Source organism: Marinobacter sp. (assembly GCF_965229985.1).
GTDB lineage: Bacteria > Pseudomonadota > Gammaproteobacteria > Pseudomonadales > Oleiphilaceae > Marinobacter.
In genome coordinates, this window is record NZ_OZ245935.1 from 4,110,284 (window position 1) to 4,134,742 (window position 24,459).

Here is a 24,459-nt window from a genome sequence, read left to right on the forward strand (position 1 = left end):
GGTTAAATGGTATTCAGTCTTATTTTCTGATATTCTCCGGGCAGATTTTTGCCTAGAATATCGCCTTTTTGTGACGGAATTATGTACCGATGATCAGACAACGGACACTTAAAAACACCATCCGTGCCACCGGTGTTGGCTTGCACTCGGGTGAGAAGGTCTACCTGACCCTCAAGCCTGCCCCGGTGGACTCCGGTATCATCTTCCGCCGTACCGATCTTGACCCCATGGTTGAGATTCGTGCCTGTGCGGAAAATGTGGGTGAGACCATGCTGTCCACGACGCTGGTAAAAAACGGTGTCCGTGTGGCGACGGTAGAGCATCTGCTCTCGGCCATGGCTGGTCTCGGGATTGATAACTGTTTCGTCGAGCTTAGCGCCGCGGAAGTGCCCATCATGGACGGCTCTGCCGGTCCATTTGTGTTTCTTCTGCAATCCGCCGGTATTGCCGAGCAGGATGCGGCCAAGCGTTTTATCCGCATCAAGCGTGAGGTTACGGTTGAGGAAGGTGACAAGAAAGCGACTCTGCTGCCATTCGAAGGCTTCAAGGTCAGCTTCGGAATCGACTTTGATCACCCGGTGTTCAAAGGCCGCGCCCAGACTGCAACCGTCGATTTTTCCAGCACCTCCTTTGTGAAGGAAGTGAGCCGCGCGAGGACCTTCGGGTTCATGCGTGACATCGAAAAATTGCGTGCCATGAACCTCGCCCTTGGTGGCAGTGTGGATAACGCCATCGTCGTTGATGACTACAAGATTCTCAACGAAGACGGGCTGCGCTATGACGACGAATTCGTGAAGCACAAGCTGCTTGATGCCATCGGTGACCTTTATCAGTTGGGCAATAGCCTGATTGGTGAGTTCCGCGGTATCAAATCCGGCCACGATCTGAACAACAAGCTGTTGCGCAAGCTCAGGGCAGAAGAGGATGCCTGGGAAGTGGTTACTTTTGATGATGAGGCCACTGCCCCGATTTCCTATATGAAGCCTGTGCTGGCGGCGGGTTAAAGCCGGACGCTTTAATCCCTGACGTGGCTAGCGAGTTTTTCGAGAACCTCGCGTAATGCTTTATCCTTCGTGTGCCCGGCTTCCTCTTTGAGGAGCCGGGCATTTTCTTTGCTCAAGGGCTCTTTTTTGAACACCGGCTTTTCCCGGAATCTGGGCGGGGCAACCTTGACCTTCAGTTTCCAGACGAACCGGAATAGTTCGTTCTCTCGAAGTTTCTCCATGATCTCGTGTTGGCGAAACCGAATTTGACTGGCTTTGCCGGCGGTTTCGGCGGTCAGAATCAGTTCGCCGTACTTGCAGCTGACAAAACGTGTCCCCCTGACCAGATCCTGCGGAAGGGCTGCCAGAACTTCCTCCTCTGCCTGTCGATGCAGCTCGGCCTTTGCCACAAGATCCTTGAGTACCGGGGTTCTGCCAAGCTTGTCGAAGGTCATTTTTTGCTCGCTTTTCCGTTTCATGGCGGCGTTTTTACTCGACGGCTCCGTTTACGATTGGTTACACTTCGGCACGGTTTGTGCGTAGTGCCTGTATTACACTCGTTTTACATTGTGATAAATGAGTATGTCTACCGGGCGCTGCAATTTTTTCAGTATGTAGCTGTTGCCAAAGGATGGCAGACCCCCTTCGGATTTTTCCGGGGCGCAACGCTACAGGATGCGGTTGCGGCTCAACGATGAAACCAGATGACGATATGAACATTATTCTCGTTGGCAAACACCACGGAAAGTCCCGTGTATTGTCGATCAACAGTACGCTTGCCGTCGGCCTGCTCTTTTTAGTGCTTTCCCTGCTAGTCGCCGCTGGCCGGGCAGGTTATCAGATGGCCGTTGAGCAGGTTGAGGCCAGAGAGCCCACCAACTCCGAGCTGGTGGCCGAGTGGCAGCTAAAACTGGCAGAGCAGAAGGCGGAGCTGGCCAGTATTGAAGAGAACGTCCAGCAACAGGTTGATGCGCTGACGCTGCGTCTGGGCGAGATTCAGGGCCGTCTGTTGCGCCTGGATGCCCTGGGGCAGAGGTTTGTGGAATCCGGCCTGGTGGCCAGCGATGAATTCAACTTCGATCAGCCGGCCGCTGTGGGTGGCCCGGAAGACGCCTTGTCCGGTGATTCCTTTTCCGCGCCTGAGCTGACTCGCATGATCGAAGAAATGGAGTGGCGGATCGAGGACCGTGAACAGCAATTGCGGTTACTGGATCAGCTGGCATCCAGCAAGCGGCTTGAGGATGAGCTTTATCTTGAAGGTCGCCCGATAACCTGGGGTTGGCTGTCTTCCAAGTACGGCTACCGTTCTGATCCGTTTACCGGCAAGCGCACCTGGCATGCCGGGGTTGATCTGGCCGGCAAGGATGGCAGCGATATTATCTCGGTCGCCGGTGGTGTGGTGACCTACGCCGGGGAGCGCTATGGCTACGGGAACCTCGTGGAAGTCGACCATGGTGATGGTTTGATCACCCGTTATGCCCACTGCAAGACTATCAAGGTAAAGGTGGGTGATGTTGTCCAGAAGGGCCAGGTAGTGGCGCTCATGGGCAGCACCGGGCGCTCAACCGGCCCCCATGTGCACTTCGAAGTCATCCGGAATGGCAAGTCTGAAAACCCGGAAACCTATATCAAACGGGCGAGCCGCTGATCCGGTTCCGGCTCACCCGCCTTCAGAACCTCTACGCCATTCGGCGCCCGGCCAGTTTTTATCCGTGAATCCGGTGCCTCATCGGCGACTTATGGCGCCTGTGTGAGGCCTGCCTTTTGTCCTGTTACAAAATAAGGTTAGAATGCCGGCTTCCTCCGTTTAATCAAAGAAGCAGTGGTCTATGTTCACAAAGCTTGCAACCAAGATGTTCGGCAGTAAAAACGCCAGAGAAATCAAGAGAATGCGTAAGGCTGTCATACGCATTAATGAGCTTGAAGAGCAGTATGGCAATCTGTCCGACTCCGAATTGCAAGGCAAGACCGCGGAGTTCCGTCGCCGGATCGACGAGGGCGAATCCCTTGACGCCCTGCTGCCCGAAGCCTTTGCCACCGTGCGTGAAGCTGGCCGCCGGGTTATGGGCATGCGCCATTATGATGTCCAGCTGATCGGGGGTATTACCCTTCACGAAGGCCGGATCGCGGAAATGAAAACCGGTGAGGGCAAGACCCTGGTTGCAACCGCTTCTGTGTATCTCAACGCGCTGTCCGGCAAGGGCGTCCACGTTGTAACCGTGAACGATTACCTGGCCCGTCGTGACGCGGACTGGATGGGCAAGCTGTATCGCTTCCTCGGAATGCAGGTGGGTGTGGTTGCCTCGGGCCAGCCGGCGGAGGAAAAGCGTGCTGCATACCAGGCGGATATCACCTACGGCACCAACAACGAATTCGGCTTTGACTATCTGCGCGACAACATGGCGTTCAGCACGGAAGACAAGGTCCAGCGGGGGCTGAACTACGCGATCGTGGACGAAGTGGATTCGATCCTGATTGATGAAGCCAGAACGCCGCTGATCATCTCCGGTGCCGCCGAGGATAGCTCGAAGCTTTACCAGGCCATCAATGAACTGATTCCCAGCCTGGAGAAAGGTGAAGTGCCTGAAGAAGGCGAGCCTACCGGCGACTTCACCATTGACGAGAAGTCCCGCCAGGTCGAGCTGACGGAAGGCGGTCACGAGAAAGTTGAGGAACTGCTGCTTGAGCGTGGCCTTCTGAAAGAAGGGGAGAGCCTGTATTCCGCGGCCAACCTCAGCCTGTTGCATCACGTGCACTCCGCACTGCGCGCCCACCATCTGTTCCAGAAAGACGTGGACTACATTGTTCAGGGCGGCCAAGTGGTCATTGTTGACGAGCATACCGGGCGTACCATGCCGGGTCGTCGCTGGAGCGAGGGCCTGCACCAGGCCGTTGAGGCCAAAGAAGGCGTCAAGATCCAGGCCGAAAGCCAGACGCTCGCTTCCACCACCTTCCAGAACTATTTCCGGCTGTACGACAAGTTGGCCGGTATGACTGGTACGGCAGATACCGAAGCCTTCGAATTCCGCCAGATCTACGGCCTCGACGTGGTGGTTATTCCGCCCAACAAGCCGATCCAGCGGACCGATTACAATGATCTGGTGTATCTGACTCAGGAAGAGAAATTCCACGCGATCATTGACGAGATCAAGGATGTCACCGCCGAGGGGCGTCCGATCCTGGTGGGTACCGCGTCTATCGAGGCTTCCGAGCTACTCTCCATGCTGCTCAAGAAGGCACGGATCGAACACAAGATCCTGAACGCCAAGCAGCACGAATCGGAAGCCCACATCATCGCCCAGGCGGGTCGGCCCGGCGCAGTAACCATCGCCACCAACATGGCCGGCCGTGGTACCGATATCGTGCTTGGTGGTAACTGGGAGCACGAAGTCGCGGCCATGGAGAATCCCTCGGAAGAGGAAGTTGCCCGGGTCAAGGCAGAATGGAACGAGCGCCATAATCAGGTCCTTGAGGCCGGCGGCCTGCACATCATCGGTACCGAGCGCCACGAGTCCCGCCGGATTGATAACCAGCTTCGCGGGCGTGCCGGTCGTCAGGGCGACCCCGGCTCCTCACGGTTCTTCCTTTCCCTGGAAGACAACCTTATGCGCATCTTTGCCCCTGACCGGGTCAAGAGCCTGATGCAGGCGATGGGCATGAAGAAGGGCGAGGCCATTGAACACCGGATGGTGACCAACGCCATTGAGAAATCCCAGCGCAAGGTGGAAGGCCGCAACTTTGACATGCGGAAGACGCTGCTGGAATACGACGACGTGGCCAACGATCAGCGGACGGTCATCTATGACCAGCGCAACGAAGTCATGTCCTCCGACGACATTTCGGACATGGTCAAGACCATCCGGGAAGACGTTGTCGATTCGCTGATCAGTGAATACATCCCGCCCCAGAGTATGCCGGAGCAGTGGGACATCGCCGGTCTCGAAGCCCAGCTTCAGTCCGAGATGGCGATTGATCTGCCGATTCAGAAATGGCTGGAAGAAGACTCCAAGCTGTTTGAAGAAAGCCTGCGCCAGAAGATTCTGGACGAAATTGTCGCCGCCTACGAAGCCAAGGAAGAAATCGCCGGCTCCGAGGCCATGCGCAAGTTCGAGAAGCAGGTGTTCCTGCAGGTGCTGGATACCCTGTGGAAAGAACATCTTTCCAACATGGACCATCTGCGCCGGGGTATTCACCTTCGGGGCTATGCCCAGAAGAACCCCAAGCAGGAATACAAGCGCGAGGCGTTCAACCTGTTTGAAACCATGCTCGATACCATGAAGCGTGATGTGACCCGCGTTCTCTCGCATGTGCGTGTCCAGAGCCGTGAGGAGATGGAAGAAGTCGAGCGCCGTCGCAAGCAGGAGCTGGAAGAAGAGCTTGCCCGCGCGCGCCTGCGCCACGATGAGACCAGTGCCACGGCCCAGAGTCAGGGGGAAGGCGACGCTGACGAAGCGCGGCAGTCGACTCCGGAAACCTTTGTTCGACAGGAGCGCAAGGTGGGCCGAAACGAACCCTGCCCCTGCGGGTCCGGCAAGAAGTACAAGCAGTGTCATGGCAAGGTCAGCTGATTCAGAGAACTGATCACACCATCGGAACCCGCAATCTGCCAGCCAGGACTGGTGGGCTGCGGGTTTTTTCGTTTCCAGTGGGTGTTGTGATCGTTAGAACCGATCCCTAGAAAAGAGGAGTGGCAGAATGGCGGTAGGTCCGGGAACCTTACCTGAGTTTCACCCGGTGGCCGGGGTAAAGATTGGTATTGCCAGCGCCGGCATCAAGAAGCCTGGGCGCAAGGACGTGGTTGTGTTCGAACTGGCGCCTGAAAGCCGGGTTGCCGGTATCTTCACGAAGAACCAGTTCTGTGCGGCTCCGGTTACCCTCAGCCGCCGCCATCTGGCCGTGACCTCGCCCAGGTTCCTCCTGATCAATACCGGTAATGCCAACGCCGGAACCGGTGAGCAGGGTATGCGGGATGCGGTTGCCTGCTGCCAGGCCCTGGCAACGCAGGCGGGCGTGACGGAGGCCGAGATTCTGCCGTTTTCAACGGGGGTGATTGGCGAGCCGCTGCCGGTCCAGAAGATTGTTGGTGCCCTTCCGGAGGCGTTGGCGAACACGGCCGGGGATCGCTGGGCTGAAGCCGCCAGTGGCATCATGACCACGGACACCCGCCCCAAAGGTGCCTCCTGTCAGGTGGAACTCGATGGCCATACGGTGATTATCTCCGGCATCAGTAAGGGCGCGGGCATGATTCGTCCCAACATGGCGACCATGCTCGGCTTCATTGCCACCGATGCCCGGATTGCGCCCGAGCTGCTGCAGACGCTCGCCTCGGAGCTGGGAGAGCAATCTTTCAACCGCATTACCATCGATGGCGATACCTCCACCAACGATGCCTGCATGCTGATGGCCAGTGGTCAGTACTCCGGCCCCGAGATTACGGCGTCCAGCCCGTCGCTGCCGAAGCTTCGGGAGGCGCTGCAAAAGGTCTATCTGGAACTGGCCCACGCCATCGTCCGCGACGGCGAGGGCGCAACCAAGTTTGTCACCATCGATGTCAGCGGCGCAGCCAGCCAGCAGGAAGCGCTGGATGTGGCCTATACCGTGGCGCATTCGCCGTTGGTGAAAACTGCATTGTTCGCTTCGGATCCGAACTGGGGCCGGATCCTGGCAGCGGTGGGGCGCGCCGGTGTCGACGGGCTGGACCTCAACGCCCTGGAGATCCATCTGGGCGATGTCTGCCTGGTACGCAACGGTGGCAGGGCCGATGACTACTCGGAAGCCCGTGGACAGGCCGTGATGGACCGGGAAGAGATCACCATTGCCATTGATCTCAAGCGGGGTGGTGTTCGGGAGACGGTATGGACCTGTGACTTCTCCCACGATTACGTCACCATCAACGCCGAGTACCGCACCTGACTATGTTTGAGTCTGAGTCTGCTTCGAAAGCCGGGGTCAAAGAAGTTCACGTTGCCGTTGCGGTTATTGTCCGGGATGGCCGGGTGCTGATTGCCCGACGGCCGGATCATGTCCATCAGGGGGGCTTGCTGGAGTTTCCCGGTGGCAAGGTGGAGCCCGGGGAGAGCGTTCAGGCGGCGCTGGTACGGGAGATTGCAGAAGAAACCAGTCTCCGGGTGCCTGAGGCCTCCCTGGAGCCTGTTATCGGCATTCGCCACGATTACGGTGACAAGCGGGTTTTCCTGGACGTATGGGAAACCAGAGCCGCCGAAGGCGAAGCCGAGGGATGTGAGGGACAGCCGGTTGAATGGCTTGCCCCGGAACAGCTTCGCGATGAGGATTTCCCCGCCGCCAACCGGCCGATCATTCGCGCTCTGAGGTTGCCCCGTCAGCTTGCGATCACCGGAGCAGCGAGTGATCCGGATCAGGCGGTTGCGCGGCTTCTGGCGGGCCTTGAAGTTGCCAGGCCACCCCTGGTGGTGCTCCGGGCTCCGTGCATGAGCGCGCAGGCCTATCGGGAGTTGGCGGCGAAAGCGTTGCCGGTGTGTGAAAAAGCTGGAGCCGCCCTGATTGTCCACGGCGGCCCCGAGGTATTCCGCGCCACACCCGATGCCCGGGGTCTGCACCTGCCCTGGCGCGAGGCAGCCGGGCTCTCGGCCCGACCGGTTCCGCAGGATGTCTGGCTTGGGGTTTCATGTCATGACCGGCGCCAAATCGATCATGCAACGGCGATCGGAGCGGACTACGTGACTCTGGGGCCAGTAAAGCCCACGGAAAGTCACCCGGGTGCGCCCACGCTTGGCTGGCCGGCCTTTACCGACCTGGTGTCCGAAGCGGCGCTGCCGGTATTTGCCCTCGGTGGGCTGTCGCCCGGCGATCTGCGGGAAGCCCGTCAGCGAGGCGGCCAGGGCGTCGCCGGCATCGGCTTCTGGTGGCCGCAAAGCTGATACTTGTCAGCGACGCCGGGGCCTTGTCTGATATGCTGTTGCCTCTGCATTTTTCATCATCCTGCAAAACCGATTCCGGGAGATACCGTGAGCAAACTGACCCATCTCGATGACAAGGGCGAAGCCCGCATGGTGGACGTGACCGACAAGGCGGCCACCGAACGTGAGGCACGCGCGGAAGCCACCATCAGCATGGCACCGGAAACCCTGAACATGATTATTGAGGGTGAGCATCCGAAGGGGGATGTCCTGGCCGTTGCCCGGATCGCGGGCATCATGGCCGCAAAGAAAACCCATGATCTGATTCCCCTGTGTCACGCACTGAACCTGACATCGGTGAAAGTCGAACTGACCCCGGGCAGCGATGGCGCTTCTGTGCATATTCTTACCCGCTGCAAACTGTCCGGCCAGACCGGTGTCGAGATGGAGGCGCTTACCGCGGCGAGCGTTGCGGCACTCACGCTGTACGACATGTGCAAGGCCGTGGACCGTGGTATGGAGATCGGTTCGGTGCGTCTGCTGGAGAAGAAAGGCGGTCGTAGTGGCCACTGGGTTGCCGATAAAGCCTGATCTGGCGGACCTCCGCGCTCGTAAGTCTTGGTTACACAAGATCACGCCGGAGGAGCGACAGTGCCGAGACTACGCCAAGCGGGCGGGCCCGTGATAGAATGCGCGGCCCGATTGACTGAACCACGAGGAAACACTGTGGCTGTTCGTTACATCCAGACCTGCCGGTTGCCGACCCCGTTCGGGGTATTTGATATGCACGGCTTTGAAGAACCGGATACCGGAAAGGAACACGTTGCCCTGACCCTGGGCGACCTGGACAGTGACGAACCCATGCTTGCCCGCACCCACTCGGAATGTCTGACCGGTGACGCCCTCTACAGCATGCGTTGCGATTGCGGTTACCAGCTGGAAGAGGCGCTGCGAAGCATCGCCCGGGAAGGCCGGGGTATTCTGATGTATCTTCGTCAGGAAGGGCGGGGCATCGGGTTGCTGAACAAGATCCGGGCCTACCACCTGCAGGACCAGGGCGCCGACACCGTTGAAGCCAATGAGCGCCTGGGGTTTGCCGCCGATCTGCGCGATTACAGCATGTGCAAGGACATGCTGGAGCACCTGGGTATCAAGAGCCTGCGACTGATGACCAACAACCCCCGCAAGGTAAAAGCGCTGTCCTCTTACGGTATCGACATTACCGAGAGGGTACCGCTGCACGTGGGCCGAAACCCCCACAACGAACACTACCTCGATACCAAGCAGAGCAAGCTGGGTCACTGGTTGGAGACCCATCAGGACGACGATCCCGAGGTCTGATCCTGTCCTTGATCTGCATCTGCATACGAAAAAGCCCGCGACAGTCGCGGGCTTTTTGGTTCTGAAGTAAGCGTTCTGCTTATTTGACGACCTTCAGGCTCTGGTGGCGAAGGGTCTCCATTCGGGTGCGGATGGCCGATTCAATACCTTTGGCATCCAGGCCGCAATCGGTCAACAGTTCCCCATGCTTGCCATGGTCCATGAAGGTATCCGGCAGACCCAGTTGAAGCACCGGCATGGCGACCAGACGGCTGTTCAGGAATTCGGTCACGGCGCTGCCGGCACCGCCGGCAATGGCGTTCTCTTCCAGAGTCACCAGCAGCTCATGCTGCTCCGCCAGTTCCAGCACCAGTTCTTCATCCAGCGGCTTCACGAAGCGCATGTCGGCGACCGTGGCGCCGATGGCTTCTGCAGCCTCCAGAGCAGGCGCCAGCAGGGTGCCAAAGTTGAGGATGGCAACACCTTTGCCGCTGCATATCCGCCGGCCCTTGCCAATCTCCAGGGGGGTCAATTCCTGCTGTATCTCGGCGCCCGGCCCGCTTCCACGAGGGTAGCGTACTGACGCCGGCCCTTCATAAAGCATGCCGGTCTGGAGCATCTGGCGGGTTTCGTTTTCGTCCGACGGTGTCATCACCACCATGTTCGGCACACAGCGGAGGTAGCTGATGTCGAAAGCGCCAGCATGGGTCGGGCCGTCTTCACCGACCAGGCCCGCGCGATCAATCGCGAACAGCACATCCAGGTTCTGGATGGCGACATCGTGAATCAGTTGATCGTAAGCCCGCTGCAGGAACGTCGAGTAGATGGCGACAACCGGCTTGGCCCCATCGCAGGCCAACCCGGCGGCAAGGGTGACCGCGTGCTGTTCGGCGATGGCGACATCGAAATAGCGCTCCGGGAAACGCTGTGAGAACGCCAGGAGATCCGACCCTTCACACATGGCCGGGGTGATGCCCACCACTCGCTCGTCCTGCTCGGCAGAATCGCACAGCCACTGACCGAAGACGTTGGCGTATTTGGGTTTTTTCGGTTTCGGTTTGACCGGTTCCGGCTTGCTCGGTGGCACCGGTTCGATCTTGTTGATGGCGTGGTAGCCAATCGGATCGGCTTCGGCCGGGGCAAAGCCCTTGCCCTTGGTGGTTACGACATGGAGGAACTGCGGCCCTTCCAGCTCGCGTATGTTCTCCAGGGTTTCCACCAGCAGGGGCAGGTCATGGCCGTCAATGGGGCCGATGTAGTTGAACCCCAGCTCCTCGAACAGGGTGCCCGGGGCAATCATGCCCTTGAAGTGTTCCTCGGTTTTCTTGGCCAGCGCCATCAGGTGCGGCGCTCCCTGCAGAACTTTCTTGCTGCTGTCGCGGACCTGGTTGTAGGTGCGGCTGGACAGCAGTTTGGCAAAGTAGTTGGACAGTCCGCCAACATTCCGGGAGATCGACATGTCGTTGTCGTTGAGGATAACCAGCATGTCAGCGTGCAGGTGGCCGGCATGGTTAAGGGCCTCGAATGCCATGCCGGCAGTCATGGCGCCGTCACCAATGACGGCAATGCTCTTGCGACCGGTCTGTTGCAGTCGCGCGGCGATGGCCATGCCCAGTGCTGCACTGATGGAGGTGCTGGAGTGGCCAACACCAAAGGTGTCGTATTCGCTTTCGGCCCGTTTCGGGAAGCCAGCGAGCCCGCCCTTGCGCCGGATGCTACCCATCGCCTCCTTCCGGCCCGTCAGGATCTTGTGGGGATAGGCCTGATGGCCGACATCCCAGACCAGACGGTCGCTCGGAGTTTCAAAGACGTAGTGAAGGGCAACGGTAAGCTCAAGCACGCCCAGGCCCGCGCCGAAATGGCCGCCGGTCTGGCCCACTGACCATAACAGAAATGCCCTGAGCTCCCGGGCCAGCAGGGTCAGCTGTTCCGGGGCCAGCTCTCTCAGCTGGGCCGGTTCGTCAATCCGGTCCAGCAGAGGCGTGTTGGGCCGCTGCGACGGGATTTCCTTGAAAATATAAGTGTCCTGCATCTGCTCGGGTCTTTTCCGGTACGTTCAGTAACTGACTGGCATTATAAGGGAACAGGGGAAGCTGTTTCACACAAAGCGGGCCAGTTGTTACGAAAATATTTACGGCCAGTGTGCGCCTTCGGGGCGCCGGGGTTCAATGGGTTCTTGCCACCACGTAATCGGCCATGGCCCGCAGGGGGTCGGCTTCGGGGCCGAAATCCCGCAGGCTCTGCTGGGCCTGTTCGAGAAGGTCTGCCAGATGCTCGCGGGCGCCGGCCACTCCCAGCAGGGCGGGATAGGTGGGTTTGGCGCGGGCGGCATCCGAACCCTGCGGTTTGCCAATGACCGTGGTGTCCCCTTCTATGTCCAGCAGGTCATCCTGAACCTGGAAGGCCAGGCCCAGTGCCTTGGCGTACTGTGTAAGCGAGGCCAGAGCCTGCTCGCTGACCGACGGTGCGGTCAGGGCACCGATCCGCACGCTGGTTTCGATCAACGCGCCAGTCTTGTGCCGGTGCATGGTTTCAAGCTGGGTCAGCGCCAGGGTTTTGCCCACGGATTCAAGATCTATGGCCTGGCCACCAACCATTCCGCCGTGGCCGCTGGCCCGGGCCAGTTCCCTGACCATGATCAGACGCACCGACTCAGACAGTCCCGGCGCTTCGGCAAGCCAGCCGAAAGCCAGTGCCTGCAGGGCATCTCCGGCCAGGATGGCAGTGGCTTCGTCGAAGGCAATGTGCGTAGTGGGCCGTCCGCGGCGCAATTCGTCGTCGTCCATGGCCGGCAGGTCATCGTGGATCAGAGAGTAGGCATGGATCAGTTCTACCGCGCAGGCTGGAATCAGGGCCTCGTCACCAGCCTGTCCCAGTGCCTTTGCTGCCGCCAGGCATAAGGCCGGCCGGATTCGCTTGCCACCGCCCAGCACGCTGTAGCGCATGGCTTCCTGCAGTCGGCCAGAGGCAGAATCACGGGTGATGCACCGGTCCAGTTCTGCATCAACGCGGGCCCGGCAGGTTTCCAGAAAATCGGAGGCAAGGGGGTTCAGTCCGGGCATCAGTCGGCATCATCCGGAGAAAACGGGCGTGTTTCCAGGGTGCCGTCGCTGTTCTGGACCAGTTGTTCGACCCGTTGCTCGGCGCTCTTCAGTGCCTGCTGACATTCACGGGTCAGCTTTACACCACGTTCAAACGCCGTCAGGGATTGTTCCAGAGACAGCTCGCCCTGTTCCAGATCGCGAACCAGCTTTTCCAGTTCATCAAGAGATTTTTCAAAATCGGCTATCGATGTGGCGCCTTGTTCACCGGCCATCAGGGGCCCTCCGATCGGGTGGCAGAATTTCGCGGATTATACCAGAGCCTGATCGCTATCGCTGCCAATGGAAGTGACGGCGTTCACCGGTTTCGGCGTCCGGGCCCCAGCTCTGTTCGGTTACCTCGATGTCGCCGCTGGCAGACACGGTCACCACGGTAGTTGCCCGGGTGCCGTAATCCGAACCGACGATGAAGGGCGACGAAAGAAAGCGCTCGGTCTCCGGGCCAACCCCGGTGTCGGGCAGCAGGTGGTCTGGTGCCGGCGTATTGTCCTTGAGTAGAGGAATCAGCTCCTTGTGCAGTTTTTCTGCGTTATGGCCTGCGGCGGCAATGGCATTCCCTGCGGCCTCGCGCAGGCGCAGAAGTTTGGGCCACGGCGTCTGCAGAAGGTGGTTGCTCAGGCCATACACCCCACGGTGGATTTGCCGGCCGGGATGGGCATCCCGATTACTGAAATACCAGCCGTCTCCGGTGGTCAGGTGAACAAGATTGAAGCCGGAGAACTGATCGGCGCTATCGAGCAGATAGCCCTCAAGCTGATCCCGGGAATCGGCCAGGGCCCGTAAAGGCAGTTCACCCCGACTGATTCGACCGGTTTCCGGTGTGCCTTCGCGCACATTGGTCACAGCGCTGACCTCGCCGCGGGTATTTACCGCAAGCCAGGTGCCACCGGAGAGCAGGTCGCGGCCGGCAAGCACGCGGGTGCCGGATTCTGTGGTCCACCAGTCCATGGCGGCCGTCGGGCGACGGAAGAATTCATCGCGATTGGCGGCAACAACCAGTGGGAAATGAGGGTTCTGTCCAAGGGCGAAGGCGATCAGACACATGGCGGAGGATGGCGCTCCCGGAGTTAATGAAGTTGACTCTTACGCTGTGTATCATACCAGCCTTGGTTTTCCCGGGTGCGTCTCAAACTATGACCCTGTTTTATGTAATAGCATCGTATCTGGCCCTTGGTGCCCTGGCAGGCACCGTTGCGGGCCTGTTCGGCATTGGCGGCGGGCTGATCATTGTGCCTGTTCTGATGTTCAGTTTTGGTCTGCAGGGAATCAATCCGGACATTATTCCCCATCTGGCGGTTGGCACGTCCCTGGCGACCATCGTTTTTACCTCGGTCAGCTCCATCCGATCCCATAACAAACATGGCGCCGTGCGCTGGGATCTGTTCCGGCCCATGACTGCGGGGATTGTGGCCGGCGCCCTGGTTGGCGCCTGGACCGCGTCCCTGATGAGCGGGCGCGCCCTGGAGCTCGTCATCGGCATTTTCGTGATCCTGGTGGGCCTGAAAATGTTTTTCCAGGTCGACCCCAAGCCCGGTCGGGACGTTCCAGGCACCGCCGGTCTGGGCGTTGCCGGCGGCGGTATCGGCTGGGCTTCGGCGATTTTCGGAATCGGCGGTGGAACTCTTACGGTTCCCTATCTGAGCTGGTGCAACGTGCGGATGCAGCAGGCGGTGGGCACATCGGCTGCCTGCGGCCTGCCGATCGCCATTGCGGGTGCTCTGGGTAACATCTGGACAGGGTGGCACAATCCCTCGCTGCCGGAACTGAGCGCCGGCTTCATTTATCTGCCGGCCCTGATCGGTATTATTCTCACCAGCGTTTTCTTTGCCCGGATTGGCGCCAACTTGGCCCATCGGCTGAACGCCCGGATTCTCAAGCGTACTTTCTCCATCATGCTCCTGCTGGTGGGGCTCCGTTTTCTCCTGAGCTGAGAGGTAGTTGATGCTGCAGCATCCCCAGATTGATCCGGTGGCCATCGCCATCGGTCCCCTCAAGATCCACTGGTATGGTCTGACCTATCTGTTCGGCTTTGTGGCCGGCTGGTGGCTTGGGCGCATCCGCACCCGTAAGCCTTGGTCGCCCATCAACGAAGAGCAGATGGGTGACCTGCTTTTCTATCTTGCCCTGGGGGTGATCCTGGGCGGCCGTTTCGGCTATGTCCTGTTTTACAACTTTGACGCCTTCCTGGCTGACCCGCTCTGGTTGCTGAGGGTCTGGGAAGGCGGCATGTCTTTCCACGGCGGTTTGTTGGGCGTGATGTTTGCCATGTGGTGGTACGGCCGCAAAGTGGGCAGTGGTTTCTGGCGCATGGCCGACTTTGTAGCGCCGCTGGTGCCCCTGGGTCTTGGCGCGGGGCGGATCGGAAACTTCATCAACGGCGAGTTGTGGGGCAAGCCCACCGACGTTGCCTGGGGCATGGTGTTTCGCACGGCGCCGGATTCGCTCGCCCGGCATCCCTCCCAGCTGTATCAGTTTGCCCTGGAAGGTGTCGCCCTGTTCGTCATCCTGTGGTGGTTCTCATCCAGGCAGCGGCCGACCATGGCAGTGTCTGGTCTGTTCCTGATCTGCTACGGCGTGTTCCGGTTCCTGGTGGAATTCGTGCGCCAGCCGGATCCACAGCTGGGCTACCTTGCTTTTGACTGGCTGACCATGGGGCAGGTACTGTCCTTCCCGATGATCGTTGCCGGCGCCGCCCTGATGTTTATTGCCTACCGGAGACAACCCCGATGAAAGCCTATCTTGACTTGATGCAAGACGTTGTTGATAACGGATTCGACAAGGGGGACCGCACCGGTGTTGGTACCAGGTCAGTTTTCGGTCGTCAGATCCGCTTCAACCTGCAGGAAGGCTTTCCTTTGGTAACCACCAAAAAAGTCCACCTGCGCAGCATCATTTTCGAACTGCTCTGGTTTCTCCGGGGCTCCACCGATAACACCTGGCTGCGCGAGCGCAAGGTCTCGATCTGGAATGAGTGGGCCCTGGAAAACGGCGACCTTGGGCCCATCTACGGCAAACAATGGCGGAGCTGGCAGTGCCCCAATGGCGAGGTGGTCGACCAGATCAGCGAGGTGATCGAACAGATTCGCACCAAGCCCAACTCCCGCCGCCTGATTGTCTCTGCCTGGAACCCGGCGGAACTCCCGGACGAATCCATTGGTCCACAGGATAATGTTCGCGAGGGCCGTATGGCGCTGGCGCCCTGTCACTGCCTGTTCCAGTTCTACGTGGCCGAGGGCAAGCTCTCCTGCCAGCTGTACCAGCGCAGCGCCGATCTGTTCCTGGGGGTGCCGTTCAATATTGCCTCCTATGCCTTGCTGACGCACATGATCGCCCAACAGTGTGACCTGGATGTCGGTGAGTTTGTGCATACCTTTGGCGATTGCCACCTTTACCAGAACCACCTGACCGATGACATCGTCTTCGAGCAGCTGAAGCGCGAACCCCGGGCCCTGCCGCAACTCGTGATCAAACGGAAGCCCGCGAGCATCTTCGAGTACGAGCTGGAAGATTTCGAGTTCGAGGGCTATGAACCCTATCCCGGCATCAAGGCGCCCATTGCCATCTGACGGAACCCCGAAGAGACGAGTACATGAGAAAAGCCCTGATCGTTGCCATGTCCCGTAACCGGGTTATTGGCCGTAACAACAAACTGCCCTGGTATCTTCCGGGTGACCTTCGTTATTTCAAGCAGGCCACCATGGGCAAGCCTATTATCATGGGCAGGAAGACCTGGGATTCCATCGGCCGGCCGTTGCCTGGAAGAATGAACGTGGTGATTTCCAGGAATGAAGCCTGGGAAGCACCAACCGGAACGGTGGCTGCGAAGTCTTTGCCCGAAGCGCTGGTGAACGCCGAGGCGCAGGCGGAGCTGGAAGGTGGCGACGAAGTGATGATTATCGGTGGCGGGCAGATCTACGCCGAGGCATTGCCGATGGTTGATCGCATGTACATCACCCAGGTGCACGCTGAGGTGGACGGGGATGCGTTTTTTCCGGAAGTGAACTGGGATGAGTGGGAAGAAATCGGACGGGAGGATTTCTCCGCGTCCGATAACAACCCTTACGACTACAGCTTCGTGGTCTATCAGCGTCAGGCTTAAGCCTGACGAGGAGAGCGCTTGCCTGCGGGCTTGCCGCCCTTGCCGGGCGGTTTGCCTCGACCACCGGGGCCGCCACGACCCTTCGGGCCACCTTTCTTGAAACCGCCTTTCGGTCCCTTGCGATTCTCGCCCGGACGGCCGCCGCCACCTTTACGATCACGGCGGGGAGGTGTTGCCGACACGGTTGGCAAGGCCTCTGGCTGCTCTAGGGGCAGGGAGCCTGGCTGAGCTGCTTCCATCCAGCAGGCGAGGGCGCCGGCTACCATGGCCATGTCCATGTCATTGCGCTCGGCGATTTCGTCCAGCAGCGACATCGCCTTTGCCAACTTCTTGTCTTCCGCAAAGCCCAGCAGTTGGGATTCGAACTGCTGCTCCCTCATTTTCTTGAGCTCGACGGGAGACGGCAACTCGTAAGCTTCCATCGGCGAGTTTGTTGCGCGTTCAAGCGTTCGCAGCCAACTACGCTCGCGGGGTGTTACCAGCAGAATCGCCTTGCCTTCGCGACCGGCACGACCAGTGCGGCCAACCCGATGGATGTACGCTTCAGTGTCGTAAGGAACGTCGTAGTTGATGACGTGCGTGATACGGGACACGTCCAGACCGCGTGCTGCCACGTCGGTGGCAATGATAATGTCTTTCTTCCCGCGCTTCAGATCTTCAACCGTTTGTTCACGCTGGCGTTGGTTCAGGTCACCGCTCAGGGGTGCGACCGCATGGCCCCGAGCAGAAAGCTTTTCGGCCAGCATGGTGGTTTCCGCTTTGGTGCGCACAAAAATAATGGCGGCATCAATCGGCTCAACTTCCAGAATGCGGGTCAGGGCATCCAGCTTGCGCTCAGCATAGACCGGCAGAACGAACTGGGAGATACGCTCGACCGTGCGGGTTTCGCTTTCGATACGAACTTCCGTGGCGTTTCGCAGGTAGGTCTGGGCCACTTTCTTGATCTGCGGTGGCATGGTGGCCGAGAACAATGCCCGTTGGCAGTTCTCCGGAGTCTTCGCCAGGATTGCTTCCACGTCGTCGATAAAGCCCATACGCAGCATTTCGTCTGCTTCGTCCAGAACCAGCGCTTTCAGGCTGTCCAGCTTCAGGGTGCCCTTACGGAGGTGGTCGAGCATTCGGCCCGGGGTGCCCACGATCACCTGGGCACCGCGACGCAGGCCTTTGATCTGAGGATAAAAGTCCTGGCCACCGTAAATGGGCAGAACGTGGAAATTCCGGAACTTGCTGGCGTAGGTGGTGAAAGCTTCCGCCACTTGGATGGCAAGTTCCCTTGTTGGGGCCAAAACCAGAATCTGGGGATCGGTAACAGAGGCGTCAATCCGGCTCAGCAGAGGCAGTGCAAACGCCGCGGTTTTACCGGTACCGGTCTGGGCAACGCCCAGCAGATGGTTGCCGGCCAGCAGCGCGGGGATCGCCTGGGCCTGGATGGGAGACGGGGTTTCATAGCCAACGGCGGACACAGCTTCAAGTACGGCTGGATCAAGCCCCAGTTCGGCAAAGGACAATTCAGACATTGATTCACTCGGAATTCGGGAGGTAGAGCATTGCCGGGCAATGCATGATGTGCGGCCATTATAGCGGTTTTGTTGTTGCTTTAATACGCTAAACCGGGGCGGGGCTGTAGGTAGTTGCCGGGGACGGGCCCATTGCGTTGCCGTCCGATCTTCGGCAGGCTTCGTATCTATCCCGATAGGTTGCTAACAGGAACTTGAGATGACCTTTGACGAATTATTGCGGGCGGCCCGTGGCAGTGAGGAACTGGTAATGCCCGGGAGCTGGTCCCAGGGTAGAGCCACATTCGGTGGTCTTACGGCTGCGCTGATGTTCGAGCGGATGGAGAAGCTTGTTGCCGAGGGCCGAGCCATGCGGTCATTGCAGGTATCGTTCGTGGGGCCGGTGGAGCCGGAAGTGCCTGCAGGTTTCGAAGCCGAGATTCTGCGTGAGGGCAAGGCGGTCAGTCAGGTGCAGGGGCGCATTGTCCAGAAAGGAGAAACCCGGCTGGTCTGCCTGGCCAGCTTTGGCGGAGATCGGGAGTCGGAGGTACAGGTGGACGCCCTTCCGGCGCCCGAGGCACCACCGGTCGATCAATGCCCCGGGCTGGATTATATCGAAGGTGTGACCCCGGAATTCATCCAGCAGATTGAGATGCGCTGGGCTTTTGGAAACCTGCCATTCAGTGGCAAGGGCGGTCGGGAACTGGGTGGCTGGATGCAGTTGCGGAAAACCCCGGAGTCGTTCTCTGATGCCCATATTGTTGCCCTGGTAGATGCCTGGCCTCCCGCCGTCCTGCCCTATGTAAAACAACGTGTGCGAACCAGTTCCCTGAGCTGGGCGCTGGATATCGTGCATCCGAGACCGGTCATGGAGCCGGGTGACTGGCTCCTGTACAAGGTTGCCATTGATCAGGCGGGCGCCGGTTACGGCCACACCCAGGCCGGGATATGGACCGCCAAAGGCGAGCTGGTGGCTTTGAGTCGCCAAACGGTGACGGTCTTCGGTTAACGATAATGGCGGCTCAGGCCGCCATTTCCGATTTCAGGGCATCGATGATGATGCGGGCAAAATCTTCCGGTGAATCTTCCTGCAGGAAATGTCCGCCCCGAAGCGTGATGTGGGGTTGGCCGTGGGCACCGGGAATCCGGCGCTGCATGTGCCTGTCGCCGCCTCGGGTAATCGGGTCGCCACTGCTGAAACAGGTAATAAACGGTTTTTTCCACTTTTCCAGAACCTGCCAGGCCGCTTTGTTGGCGTCGCTGTCCGGCGTGCCCGGTTCCGTGGGTACCAGCTTTGGAAACGCCCTGGCTCCCGCCTTGAACTCTGCCGAAGGAAACGGAGCCTCATAGGCGGCAAGCTCAGCTTTGCTCAGCGTGCGATCAGTGCCCAGTTGCACGATGCGCCCAACCGGGAACCAGGGGCTGTGCGTGGCAAAGGCCTTCCAGATGGAAAACACCGCAGGAACCGGTGCCTCGCCAGTTGGCAGCATGCCATTGCCCACGATGATGCGACTGAAGCGCTGCCGGTTTTCCGCTGCCAGGCGCAGACCCAGCAGTGACCCCCAATTCTGGCACACCAGGGTGATGTTGGTGAGGTCCAGCTGTTCCAGCCAGCTGGCCAGCCATGCCAAGTGGCGGCCATAACTGTAGTCGGCAACCGAGGCCGGCTTGTCGGACTTGCCGAAGCCGATCAGATCCGGAGCCAACACCCGATGCCCGGCATTTGCCACCAGGGGAATCATGTGCCGGTAAAGGTAGGACCAGGATGGTTCGCCATGGAGCATGAGTACCGGCGAAGCGCCTCGCGGGCCCTCGTCAACGTAGTGCATCCGGAGCCCGGGCTCTACGTCGAGATGGTTTGGAGCAAAGGGGTAATCCGGAAGACCTGCGAAGCGGGCTTCATCGGTTCTCAGAATACGCATGCCATCGACTGTCCTGACTGATTGGGTGCGTGATTGCCGGGCGGCATCCGGTGAACAGAATGCCCTAATACAATCGTCGAAGATCAGGATAAAGCAGATGGAAAATTTGTGTGTTTGAGTTGCGTAACAGAGCGTTGCCGCTTTGAATCAGGACGCAATGCCGAACAGGCGTTCGGGGTTGTCAACGCGGGCCAGAGCCTCGTCACAGCAATTGACTGCGCCGCAATCGTCGGCTGAGCAAAGGCCAATGGTCCGGCATTCCATATCCTGGTGCTGGTCACCCTGGTTCCGGAAAATGCGGGCCCTGGAGAGAATCGAGTGGCAGTGGCCGCACAGCAGGGTGGGAACCGCGCTGCCCTCAGCCAGAAGTGCCGTGTAATGCTGTGGTTGTGTCATAAATATCCTCCTGATACTGCCCAACATATGGGCCGAGTATGACATTTCAAAGTCGGGATGCCGTATTTATACGGCTTAACTGTCTGGATCGACCAGTGGCCGACGGTTGGAGCGCTTGTCATCCCAGTCAAGCTCTTTCGGGTCATACCAGCCAATTGCCTCCAGTACTCTCTCCCGTGTCTGTGGCGACAGCGTAGGCCAGAGCTCCTGGAAATCCTCAAGGCCAAGGTCCCGCTGCCTCTGTTGCTTGCTCTGAAGTCGGTTGATGATTCGTGGCAACTGCAGGGCTTCGCCGAGTTGGCCGGGCACCAGCACTTCCTGGCCCATCACCTTGCGCCGGTGAGTTCTGGCGGCCAGTACCTTGCGCAGCTGCGTGGCTGCGTCCAGGGCTGTTTCGACGGTGAAGGTTTCCAGTTCCAACAACATGACCTGTCTGTTAGTTGAACAACAACCGTCCACTATAACCTGAAGAGAGCTACAGTGGCCACGCCAGCGTGGTAGGGTAGAATGGCTCGTTAAAACGCAGAACCAAAATCGGGGAACCGCAAAAACTATGTACGCAAAACTTGAAACACGGACTTTTCTGGCGTTGCTGATCGGCGTTTCCCTGGCCTTTGTATTCCTCATGAAACCCTTCTTCGGGCCCATCTTCTGGGCAGTCGCCATCGCTCTGATTTTCCACCCGGTGCAGCAACTGCTGGTACGGAAACTGGGGGAGCGGCCCAATGTGAATGCCCTGATAACCCTGTGCATCTGCATGTTTATCGTGGTTATCCCGGTTCTGGTTCTGGTGACTTCACTCGTAGCTGAAGGCGTTGCGCTTTACCAACAGATTCAGAGTGGCGACATAAGGCCCGGAGAGTACATCGACCGCGTCAATCAGTCCTTTCCGGCTATTCAGGCGTTCCTGGCCCAGTTCGATATCAACTTTGCTGACCTGAGAGATCGGGCAGTGAGCCTTTTCGTGGGGGGGAGTCAGTTCCTAGGCAAGCAGGCCCTGGGCGTTGGCCAGAATACCTTTCAGTTTTTCCTGGGGCTTGCGTTGATGGTGTATCTGGCGTTCTTCCTGCTGAGGGACGGCAGTGCGCTGGTAGAATTAATGGTCAAGGCGCTGCCGCTCGGTGATGAACGGGAGCGGTTGCTGTTTGCCAAGTTCGCGGAAGTTACCCGAGCCACCGTCAAGGGCAACCTGCTGATTGCCATTATCCAGGGGGCGATGGGGGGGCTGATTTTCTGGATTCTCGGGATCAGTGGCGCGCTGCTCTGGGGTGTGGTGATGGCAATCGTATCGCTTTTGCCGGCGGTGGGGGCGGCCCTGGTCTGGGTGCCTGCCGCTATCTACCTCGCGGCCGTGGGCGATGTGATTGAGGCCGTGATACTGACGGCATTCGGCGTGGTGGTCATCGGGCTGGCGGACAACCTGCTGCGCCCGGTACTGGTTGGTCGCGACACCAAATTGCCGGATTACATTGTCCTGCTGTCGACGCTCGGCGGTATCGTCATGTTCGGCATCAACGGTTTTGTGATGGGGCCATTGGTGGCGGCTCTGTTCATGGCCTTCTGGGGGATTTTCATCCGCGAATTCAGTGAAGAGGCCCACCGCCCGCCGGCCAGTGTGGATGATGGGGAGCAGGAACCAGGCGGGGAAGCGGGGAATGATGTCCGGTAAGGCGACATACGACAAAAGTATGGTAGGCTTTTAGCCGTTTGCCCCAGCCTGTGGAGATAGGCACCACATAACAAGAAAGAAACGGATATCGGCGAGATATCAGGAGTTAAGCAGGTGAGTACCATGAGAAAAGCAACTACCCGACTGGGACGCCTGGCCGCTGCGGCCGGATTGGCGGTCACACTGGGCTTTGCCCCTGCGGCCTTCGCGGATGAGATCGTTGCACTCAAGAATGCGCTCTACGGAGCAGGGTACGACATTTCCAATGTCAGCCCGCAAATGGATGACTCAACCCGGTCCGCGCTGACCCGGTTCCAACAGGATAACGGTCTTCAGGCTACCGGTATTCTGGACGATCCGACCAAGGAAGCCCTGGGCATGATTTCGATTCAGGTGGCCGCGTCGGCACCGTCACAGTCCACCGGATCCAGCAGCGCTCCGACTCAGGAGTCAGCTTCTTCCACGGCAGAAACGTCGGCCCCGGAGCCAGAGCAGGACGACGCCATTGAAGAAGAGGAAGACGGAGGCTGGTCGCTCTGGTAATCGGAGTCTCCTGAACAGAAAAAGCCCGCCGGGACTTTCCCGCCGGGCTTTTTTGCTGGCTGGCGCTCAGGATTTTCAGCCGAGCTTTTCGAGATCCCGAACGGCGCCCTTATCAGCGCTTGTGGCGAGCAGCGCGTAGGCTTTCAGGGCAGCAGATACCTTGCGGTCCCGCGGCAGTTCCGGTTTCCAGCCCTTGGCATCCCGTGCTTCCCGGCGACGATCCAGCTCGCGCTGGTCCAGTTCAACATTGATACTCCGGTTCGGAATGTCGATGCGGATTGTATCGCCATTCTCGATCAGGCCAATGGCTCCACCGGCGGCAGCTTCCGGCGACGCGTGACCGATGGACAGGCCCGAGGTGCCGCCGGAGAAACGTCCGTCGGTCAGCAGTGCGCAGTCCTTTCCGAGGCCCTTGGATTTCAGGTAGCTGGTCGGGTACAGCATTTCCTGCATACCCGGGCCGCCGCGGGGGCCCTCATAACGGATGATCACAACCTCGCCCGGCTTGACTTCGTCGGCGAGAATGCCGGCAACGGCGGAATCCTGACTTTCGAACACCCGGGCCTTGCCCTCAAATACATAGATGCTCTCGTCGACCCCCGCGGTCTTGACCACGCAGCCGTCCAGGGCAATATTGCCGTACAGCACGGCCAAGCCACCCTCGGAGCTATAGGCATTTTCAACAGAGCGAATGCAGCCGGTTTCCCGGTCACCGTCCAGGGTTGGCCAGCGGGTGCTCTGGGAGAAGGCGGTCTGGGTGGGGATGCCGGCGGGCCCTGCTTTGTAGAATTCGACCACTTCGGTGGTCGGCGACCTCATGATATCCCAGGTCTCGAGCGCTTCTCTCATGGTTTTGCTGTGCACGGTGGGTAGATCGGTGTTGATCAGTCCGCCCCGTTCCAGCTCGCCGAGAATGCCCATGATACCGCCGGCCCGGTGCACGTCTTCCATGTGATACTTGGGCGAGTTGGGCGCCACCTTGCACAGCTGCGGGACCCGTCGTGAAAGCTGGTCGATTTCGTTCAGGGTAAACGGAACACCGCCTTCCTGGGCGGCCGCCAGCAAGTGAAGGATGGTGTTCGTTGAGCCGCCCATGGCGATGTCCATGACCATGGCGTTTTCAAAGGCTGCCATTGAGGCGATGCTCAAGGGCAGCACGCTGGCGTCGTCCTGCTCGTAATAGCGCCGCGCATTCTCCACAATCTGTCGACCGGCCTTCAGGAAAAGCTGTTCCCGGTCGGCGTGGGTGGCCAGCAGAGAACCATTGCCCGGCAGCGCAAGGCCAATGGCTTCGGTCAGACAGTTCATGGAGTTGGCGGTGAACATGCCGGAACAGGAGCCGCAGGTGGGACAGGCGCTGCGTTCGTATTCTTCCACCTGTTCATCGGAGGCGTTGGGGTCTGCGGCAATGACCATGGCATCCACCAGGTCCAGCTTGTGCTCGGACAGCTTGGTTTTGCCTGCTTCCATGGGCCCGCCGGAGACGAAAATGGTGGGGATGTTCAGGCGCATGGCGGCCATCAGCATGCCCGGGGTGATCTTGTCGCAGTTGGAAATACACACAAGGGCGTCGGCGCAATGGGCGTTCACCATGTACTCTACAGAGTCTGCGATGATTTCCCGGGAGGGCAGGGAGTACAGCATGCCGTCATGGCCCATGGCGATGCCATCGTCGACTGCGATGGTGTTGAATTCCTTGGCCACACCGCCGGAGGCCTCGATTTCGCGGCACACCAGCTGGCCCAGGTCTTTGAGGTGCACGTGGCCCGGCACAAACTGGGTGAAGGAGTTGGCAACCGCGATAATGGGCTTGCCGAAATCCCCGTCTTTCATACCGGTTGCGCGCCAGAGGGCGCGGGCGCCGGCCATGTTGCGACCTGCGGTGGATGTCCGCGAACGATACTGAGGCATGGTGTTCGGTTCTCTCTGTTGTTACCTGATGATGTCGATCAAAAAAACAGAGGATACCAGATTAGACTCGAGGCGCATGGTTGTTTTCAGAGCCGCTGTTTACAATAGTTAACATAGTTGCCAACTTAGTTTCCGGTTTGA

General features: G+C 59.3%; 24 protein-coding genes. 14 read left to right on the forward strand and 10 right to left on the reverse strand.

Going from position 1 to position 24,459, the window contains the following annotated elements:
• Positions 1-89: 89 nt before the first annotated feature.
• Positions 90-1,004, forward strand: a complete 915-nt coding sequence (gene lpxC, locus ACO06L_RS18845; RefSeq protein WP_008176497.1) for a UDP-3-O-acyl-N-acetylglucosamine deacetylase — start codon at positions 90-92, stop codon at positions 1,002-1,004.
• A gap of 11 nt (positions 1,005-1,015) precedes the next feature.
• On the opposite strand, the gene ACO06L_RS18850 is transcribed toward lpxC, so the two are convergent.
• Positions 1,016-1,462: a DciA family protein gene (locus ACO06L_RS18850; protein ID WP_202347036.1), complete on the reverse strand. Its 447-nt coding sequence runs from the start codon at positions 1,460-1,462 to the stop codon at positions 1,016-1,018.
• Between the two features lie 215 nt (positions 1,463-1,677).
• Between ACO06L_RS18850 and ACO06L_RS18855 the strand changes: the two genes are divergently transcribed.
• The 6 genes from ACO06L_RS18855 (at position 1,678) to ribA (ending at position 9,202) form a co-directional block, all read left to right on the forward strand.
• Positions 1,678-2,631 (forward strand): M23 family metallopeptidase, encoded by a 954-nt coding sequence (locus tag ACO06L_RS18855; RefSeq protein ID WP_202347037.1) that lies wholly within the window; start codon positions 1,678-1,680, stop codon positions 2,629-2,631.
• Positions 2,632-2,812: 181 nt separating this feature from the next.
• Positions 2,813-5,551, forward strand: coding sequence for a preprotein translocase subunit SecA (secA, locus tag ACO06L_RS18860; RefSeq protein ID WP_202347038.1), 2,739 nt, complete (start codon positions 2,813-2,815; stop codon positions 5,549-5,551).
• A gap of 127 nt (positions 5,552-5,678) precedes the next feature.
• Positions 5,679-6,896: a bifunctional glutamate N-acetyltransferase/amino-acid acetyltransferase ArgJ gene (gene argJ / locus ACO06L_RS18865; RefSeq protein WP_202347039.1), complete on the forward strand. Its 1,218-nt coding sequence runs from the start codon at positions 5,679-5,681 to the stop codon at positions 6,894-6,896.
• A gap of 2 nt (positions 6,897-6,898) precedes the next feature.
• Complete coding sequence (locus ACO06L_RS18870; protein WP_202347040.1) at positions 6,899-7,882, forward strand: Nudix family hydrolase; 984 nt, start codon at positions 6,899-6,901, stop codon at positions 7,880-7,882.
• Between the two features lie 87 nt (positions 7,883-7,969).
• Complete coding sequence (gene moaC / locus ACO06L_RS18875; RefSeq protein ID WP_202347041.1) at positions 7,970-8,452, forward strand: cyclic pyranopterin monophosphate synthase MoaC; 483 nt, start codon at positions 7,970-7,972, stop codon at positions 8,450-8,452.
• Between the two features lie 135 nt (positions 8,453-8,587).
• Positions 8,588-9,202 carry a GTP cyclohydrolase II gene (gene ribA / locus ACO06L_RS18880; RefSeq protein WP_064227020.1) on the forward strand — a complete coding sequence of 205 codons (615 nt, stop codon included), beginning with the start codon at positions 8,588-8,590 and terminating at the stop codon, positions 9,200-9,202.
• A 79-nt stretch (positions 9,203-9,281) separates the two neighbouring features.
• Here the strand turns inward: ribA and dxs are convergent, their stop codons facing one another.
• The 4 genes from dxs to ACO06L_RS18900 form a co-directional block, all read right to left on the reverse strand.
• A complete protein-coding gene (gene dxs, locus ACO06L_RS18885; RefSeq protein ID WP_202347042.1) occupies positions 9,282-11,213 on the reverse strand; it encodes a 1-deoxy-D-xylulose-5-phosphate synthase in 1,932 nt (643 codons plus the stop codon).
• Positions 11,214-11,346: 133 nt separating this feature from the next.
• On the reverse strand, positions 11,347-12,243 hold the full coding sequence (locus ACO06L_RS18890) for a polyprenyl synthetase family protein (protein WP_202347043.1): 897 nt from the start codon (positions 12,241-12,243) through the stop codon (positions 11,347-11,349).
• Positions 12,243-12,497: an exodeoxyribonuclease VII small subunit gene (locus tag ACO06L_RS18895; RefSeq protein ID WP_008176478.1), complete on the reverse strand. Its 255-nt coding sequence runs from the start codon at positions 12,495-12,497 to the stop codon at positions 12,243-12,245. Before ACO06L_RS18895 ends, ACO06L_RS18890 begins: the two co-directional genes overlap by 1 nt.
• 55 nt (positions 12,498-12,552) lie before the next feature.
• Positions 12,553-13,326, reverse strand: coding sequence for an NRDE family protein (locus ACO06L_RS18900; RefSeq protein ID WP_202347044.1), 774 nt, complete (start codon positions 13,324-13,326; stop codon positions 12,553-12,555).
• A gap of 89 nt (positions 13,327-13,415) precedes the next feature.
• Here ACO06L_RS18900 and ACO06L_RS18905 point away from each other — a divergent pair, with 89 nt between their 5' ends.
• Genes ACO06L_RS18905 through ACO06L_RS18920 form a run of 4 tightly spaced genes read left to right on the forward strand, consistent with a single transcriptional unit; the run spans position 13,416 to position 16,381 of the window.
• Positions 13,416-14,213 carry a sulfite exporter TauE/SafE family protein gene (locus tag ACO06L_RS18905; RefSeq protein WP_064227024.1) on the forward strand — a complete coding sequence of 266 codons (798 nt, stop codon included), beginning with the start codon at positions 13,416-13,418 and terminating at the stop codon, positions 14,211-14,213.
• A gap of 10 nt (positions 14,214-14,223) precedes the next feature.
• Entirely contained in the window at positions 14,224-15,012 is a 789-nt protein-coding gene (gene lgt / locus ACO06L_RS18910) for a prolipoprotein diacylglyceryl transferase (protein WP_064227025.1), read from the forward strand.
• A complete protein-coding gene (locus tag ACO06L_RS18915; RefSeq protein WP_064227026.1) occupies positions 15,009-15,848 on the forward strand; it encodes a thymidylate synthase in 840 nt (279 codons plus the stop codon). The genes lgt and ACO06L_RS18915 overlap by 4 nt, the downstream gene beginning before the upstream one ends.
• Positions 15,849-15,871: 23 nt before the next feature.
• Positions 15,872-16,381 (forward strand): dihydrofolate reductase, encoded by a 510-nt coding sequence (locus tag ACO06L_RS18920; protein ID WP_202347045.1) that lies wholly within the window; start codon positions 15,872-15,874, stop codon positions 16,379-16,381.
• Here the strand turns inward: ACO06L_RS18920 and ACO06L_RS18925 are convergent.
• Positions 16,378-17,898, reverse strand: a complete 1,521-nt coding sequence (locus ACO06L_RS18925; RefSeq protein ID WP_202347046.1) for a DEAD/DEAH box helicase — start codon at positions 17,896-17,898, stop codon at positions 16,378-16,380. The two genes, ACO06L_RS18920 and ACO06L_RS18925, sit on opposite strands and share 4 nt — an antisense overlap.
• 199 nt (positions 17,899-18,097) lie before the next feature.
• Here ACO06L_RS18925 and ACO06L_RS18930 point away from each other — a divergent pair, with 199 nt between their 5' ends.
• A complete protein-coding gene (locus ACO06L_RS18930) occupies positions 18,098-18,886 on the forward strand; it encodes an acyl-CoA thioesterase (protein WP_202347047.1) in 789 nt (262 codons plus the stop codon).
• 13 nt (positions 18,887-18,899) lie between these two features.
• Here the strand turns inward: ACO06L_RS18930 and ACO06L_RS18935 are convergent, their stop codons facing one another.
• From ACO06L_RS18935 to ACO06L_RS18945, 3 genes are all read right to left on the reverse strand, one after another.
• Positions 18,900-19,799, reverse strand: coding sequence for a haloalkane dehalogenase (locus ACO06L_RS18935; RefSeq protein WP_202347048.1), 900 nt, complete (start codon positions 19,797-19,799; stop codon positions 18,900-18,902).
• 147 nt (positions 19,800-19,946) lie between these two features.
• On the reverse strand, positions 19,947-20,195 hold the full coding sequence (locus ACO06L_RS18940; protein ID WP_064227030.1) for a hypothetical protein: 249 nt from the start codon (positions 20,193-20,195) through the stop codon (positions 19,947-19,949).
• A 75-nt stretch (positions 20,196-20,270) separates the two neighbouring features.
• On the reverse strand, positions 20,271-20,621 hold the full coding sequence (locus ACO06L_RS18945; RefSeq protein WP_064227031.1) for a hypothetical protein: 351 nt from the start codon (positions 20,619-20,621) through the stop codon (positions 20,271-20,273).
• Positions 20,622-20,748: 127 nt separating this feature from the next.
• Here ACO06L_RS18945 and ACO06L_RS18950 point away from each other — a divergent pair, with 127 nt between their 5' ends.
• Positions 20,749-21,864, forward strand: a complete 1,116-nt coding sequence (locus tag ACO06L_RS18950; RefSeq protein WP_064227032.1) for an AI-2E family transporter — start codon at positions 20,749-20,751, stop codon at positions 21,862-21,864.
• Positions 21,865-21,987: 123 nt separating this feature from the next.
• Positions 21,988-22,407: a peptidoglycan-binding domain-containing protein gene (locus ACO06L_RS18955; protein ID WP_202347049.1), complete on the forward strand. Its 420-nt coding sequence runs from the start codon at positions 21,988-21,990 to the stop codon at positions 22,405-22,407.
• Between the two features lie 75 nt (positions 22,408-22,482).
• Here ACO06L_RS18955 and ilvD read toward each other — a convergent pair whose 3' ends face one another.
• Positions 22,483-24,318 carry a dihydroxy-acid dehydratase gene (gene ilvD / locus ACO06L_RS18960; RefSeq protein WP_202347050.1) on the reverse strand — a complete coding sequence of 612 codons (1,836 nt, stop codon included), beginning with the start codon at positions 24,316-24,318 and terminating at the stop codon, positions 22,483-22,485.
• Positions 24,319-24,459: the final 141 nt, after the last annotated feature.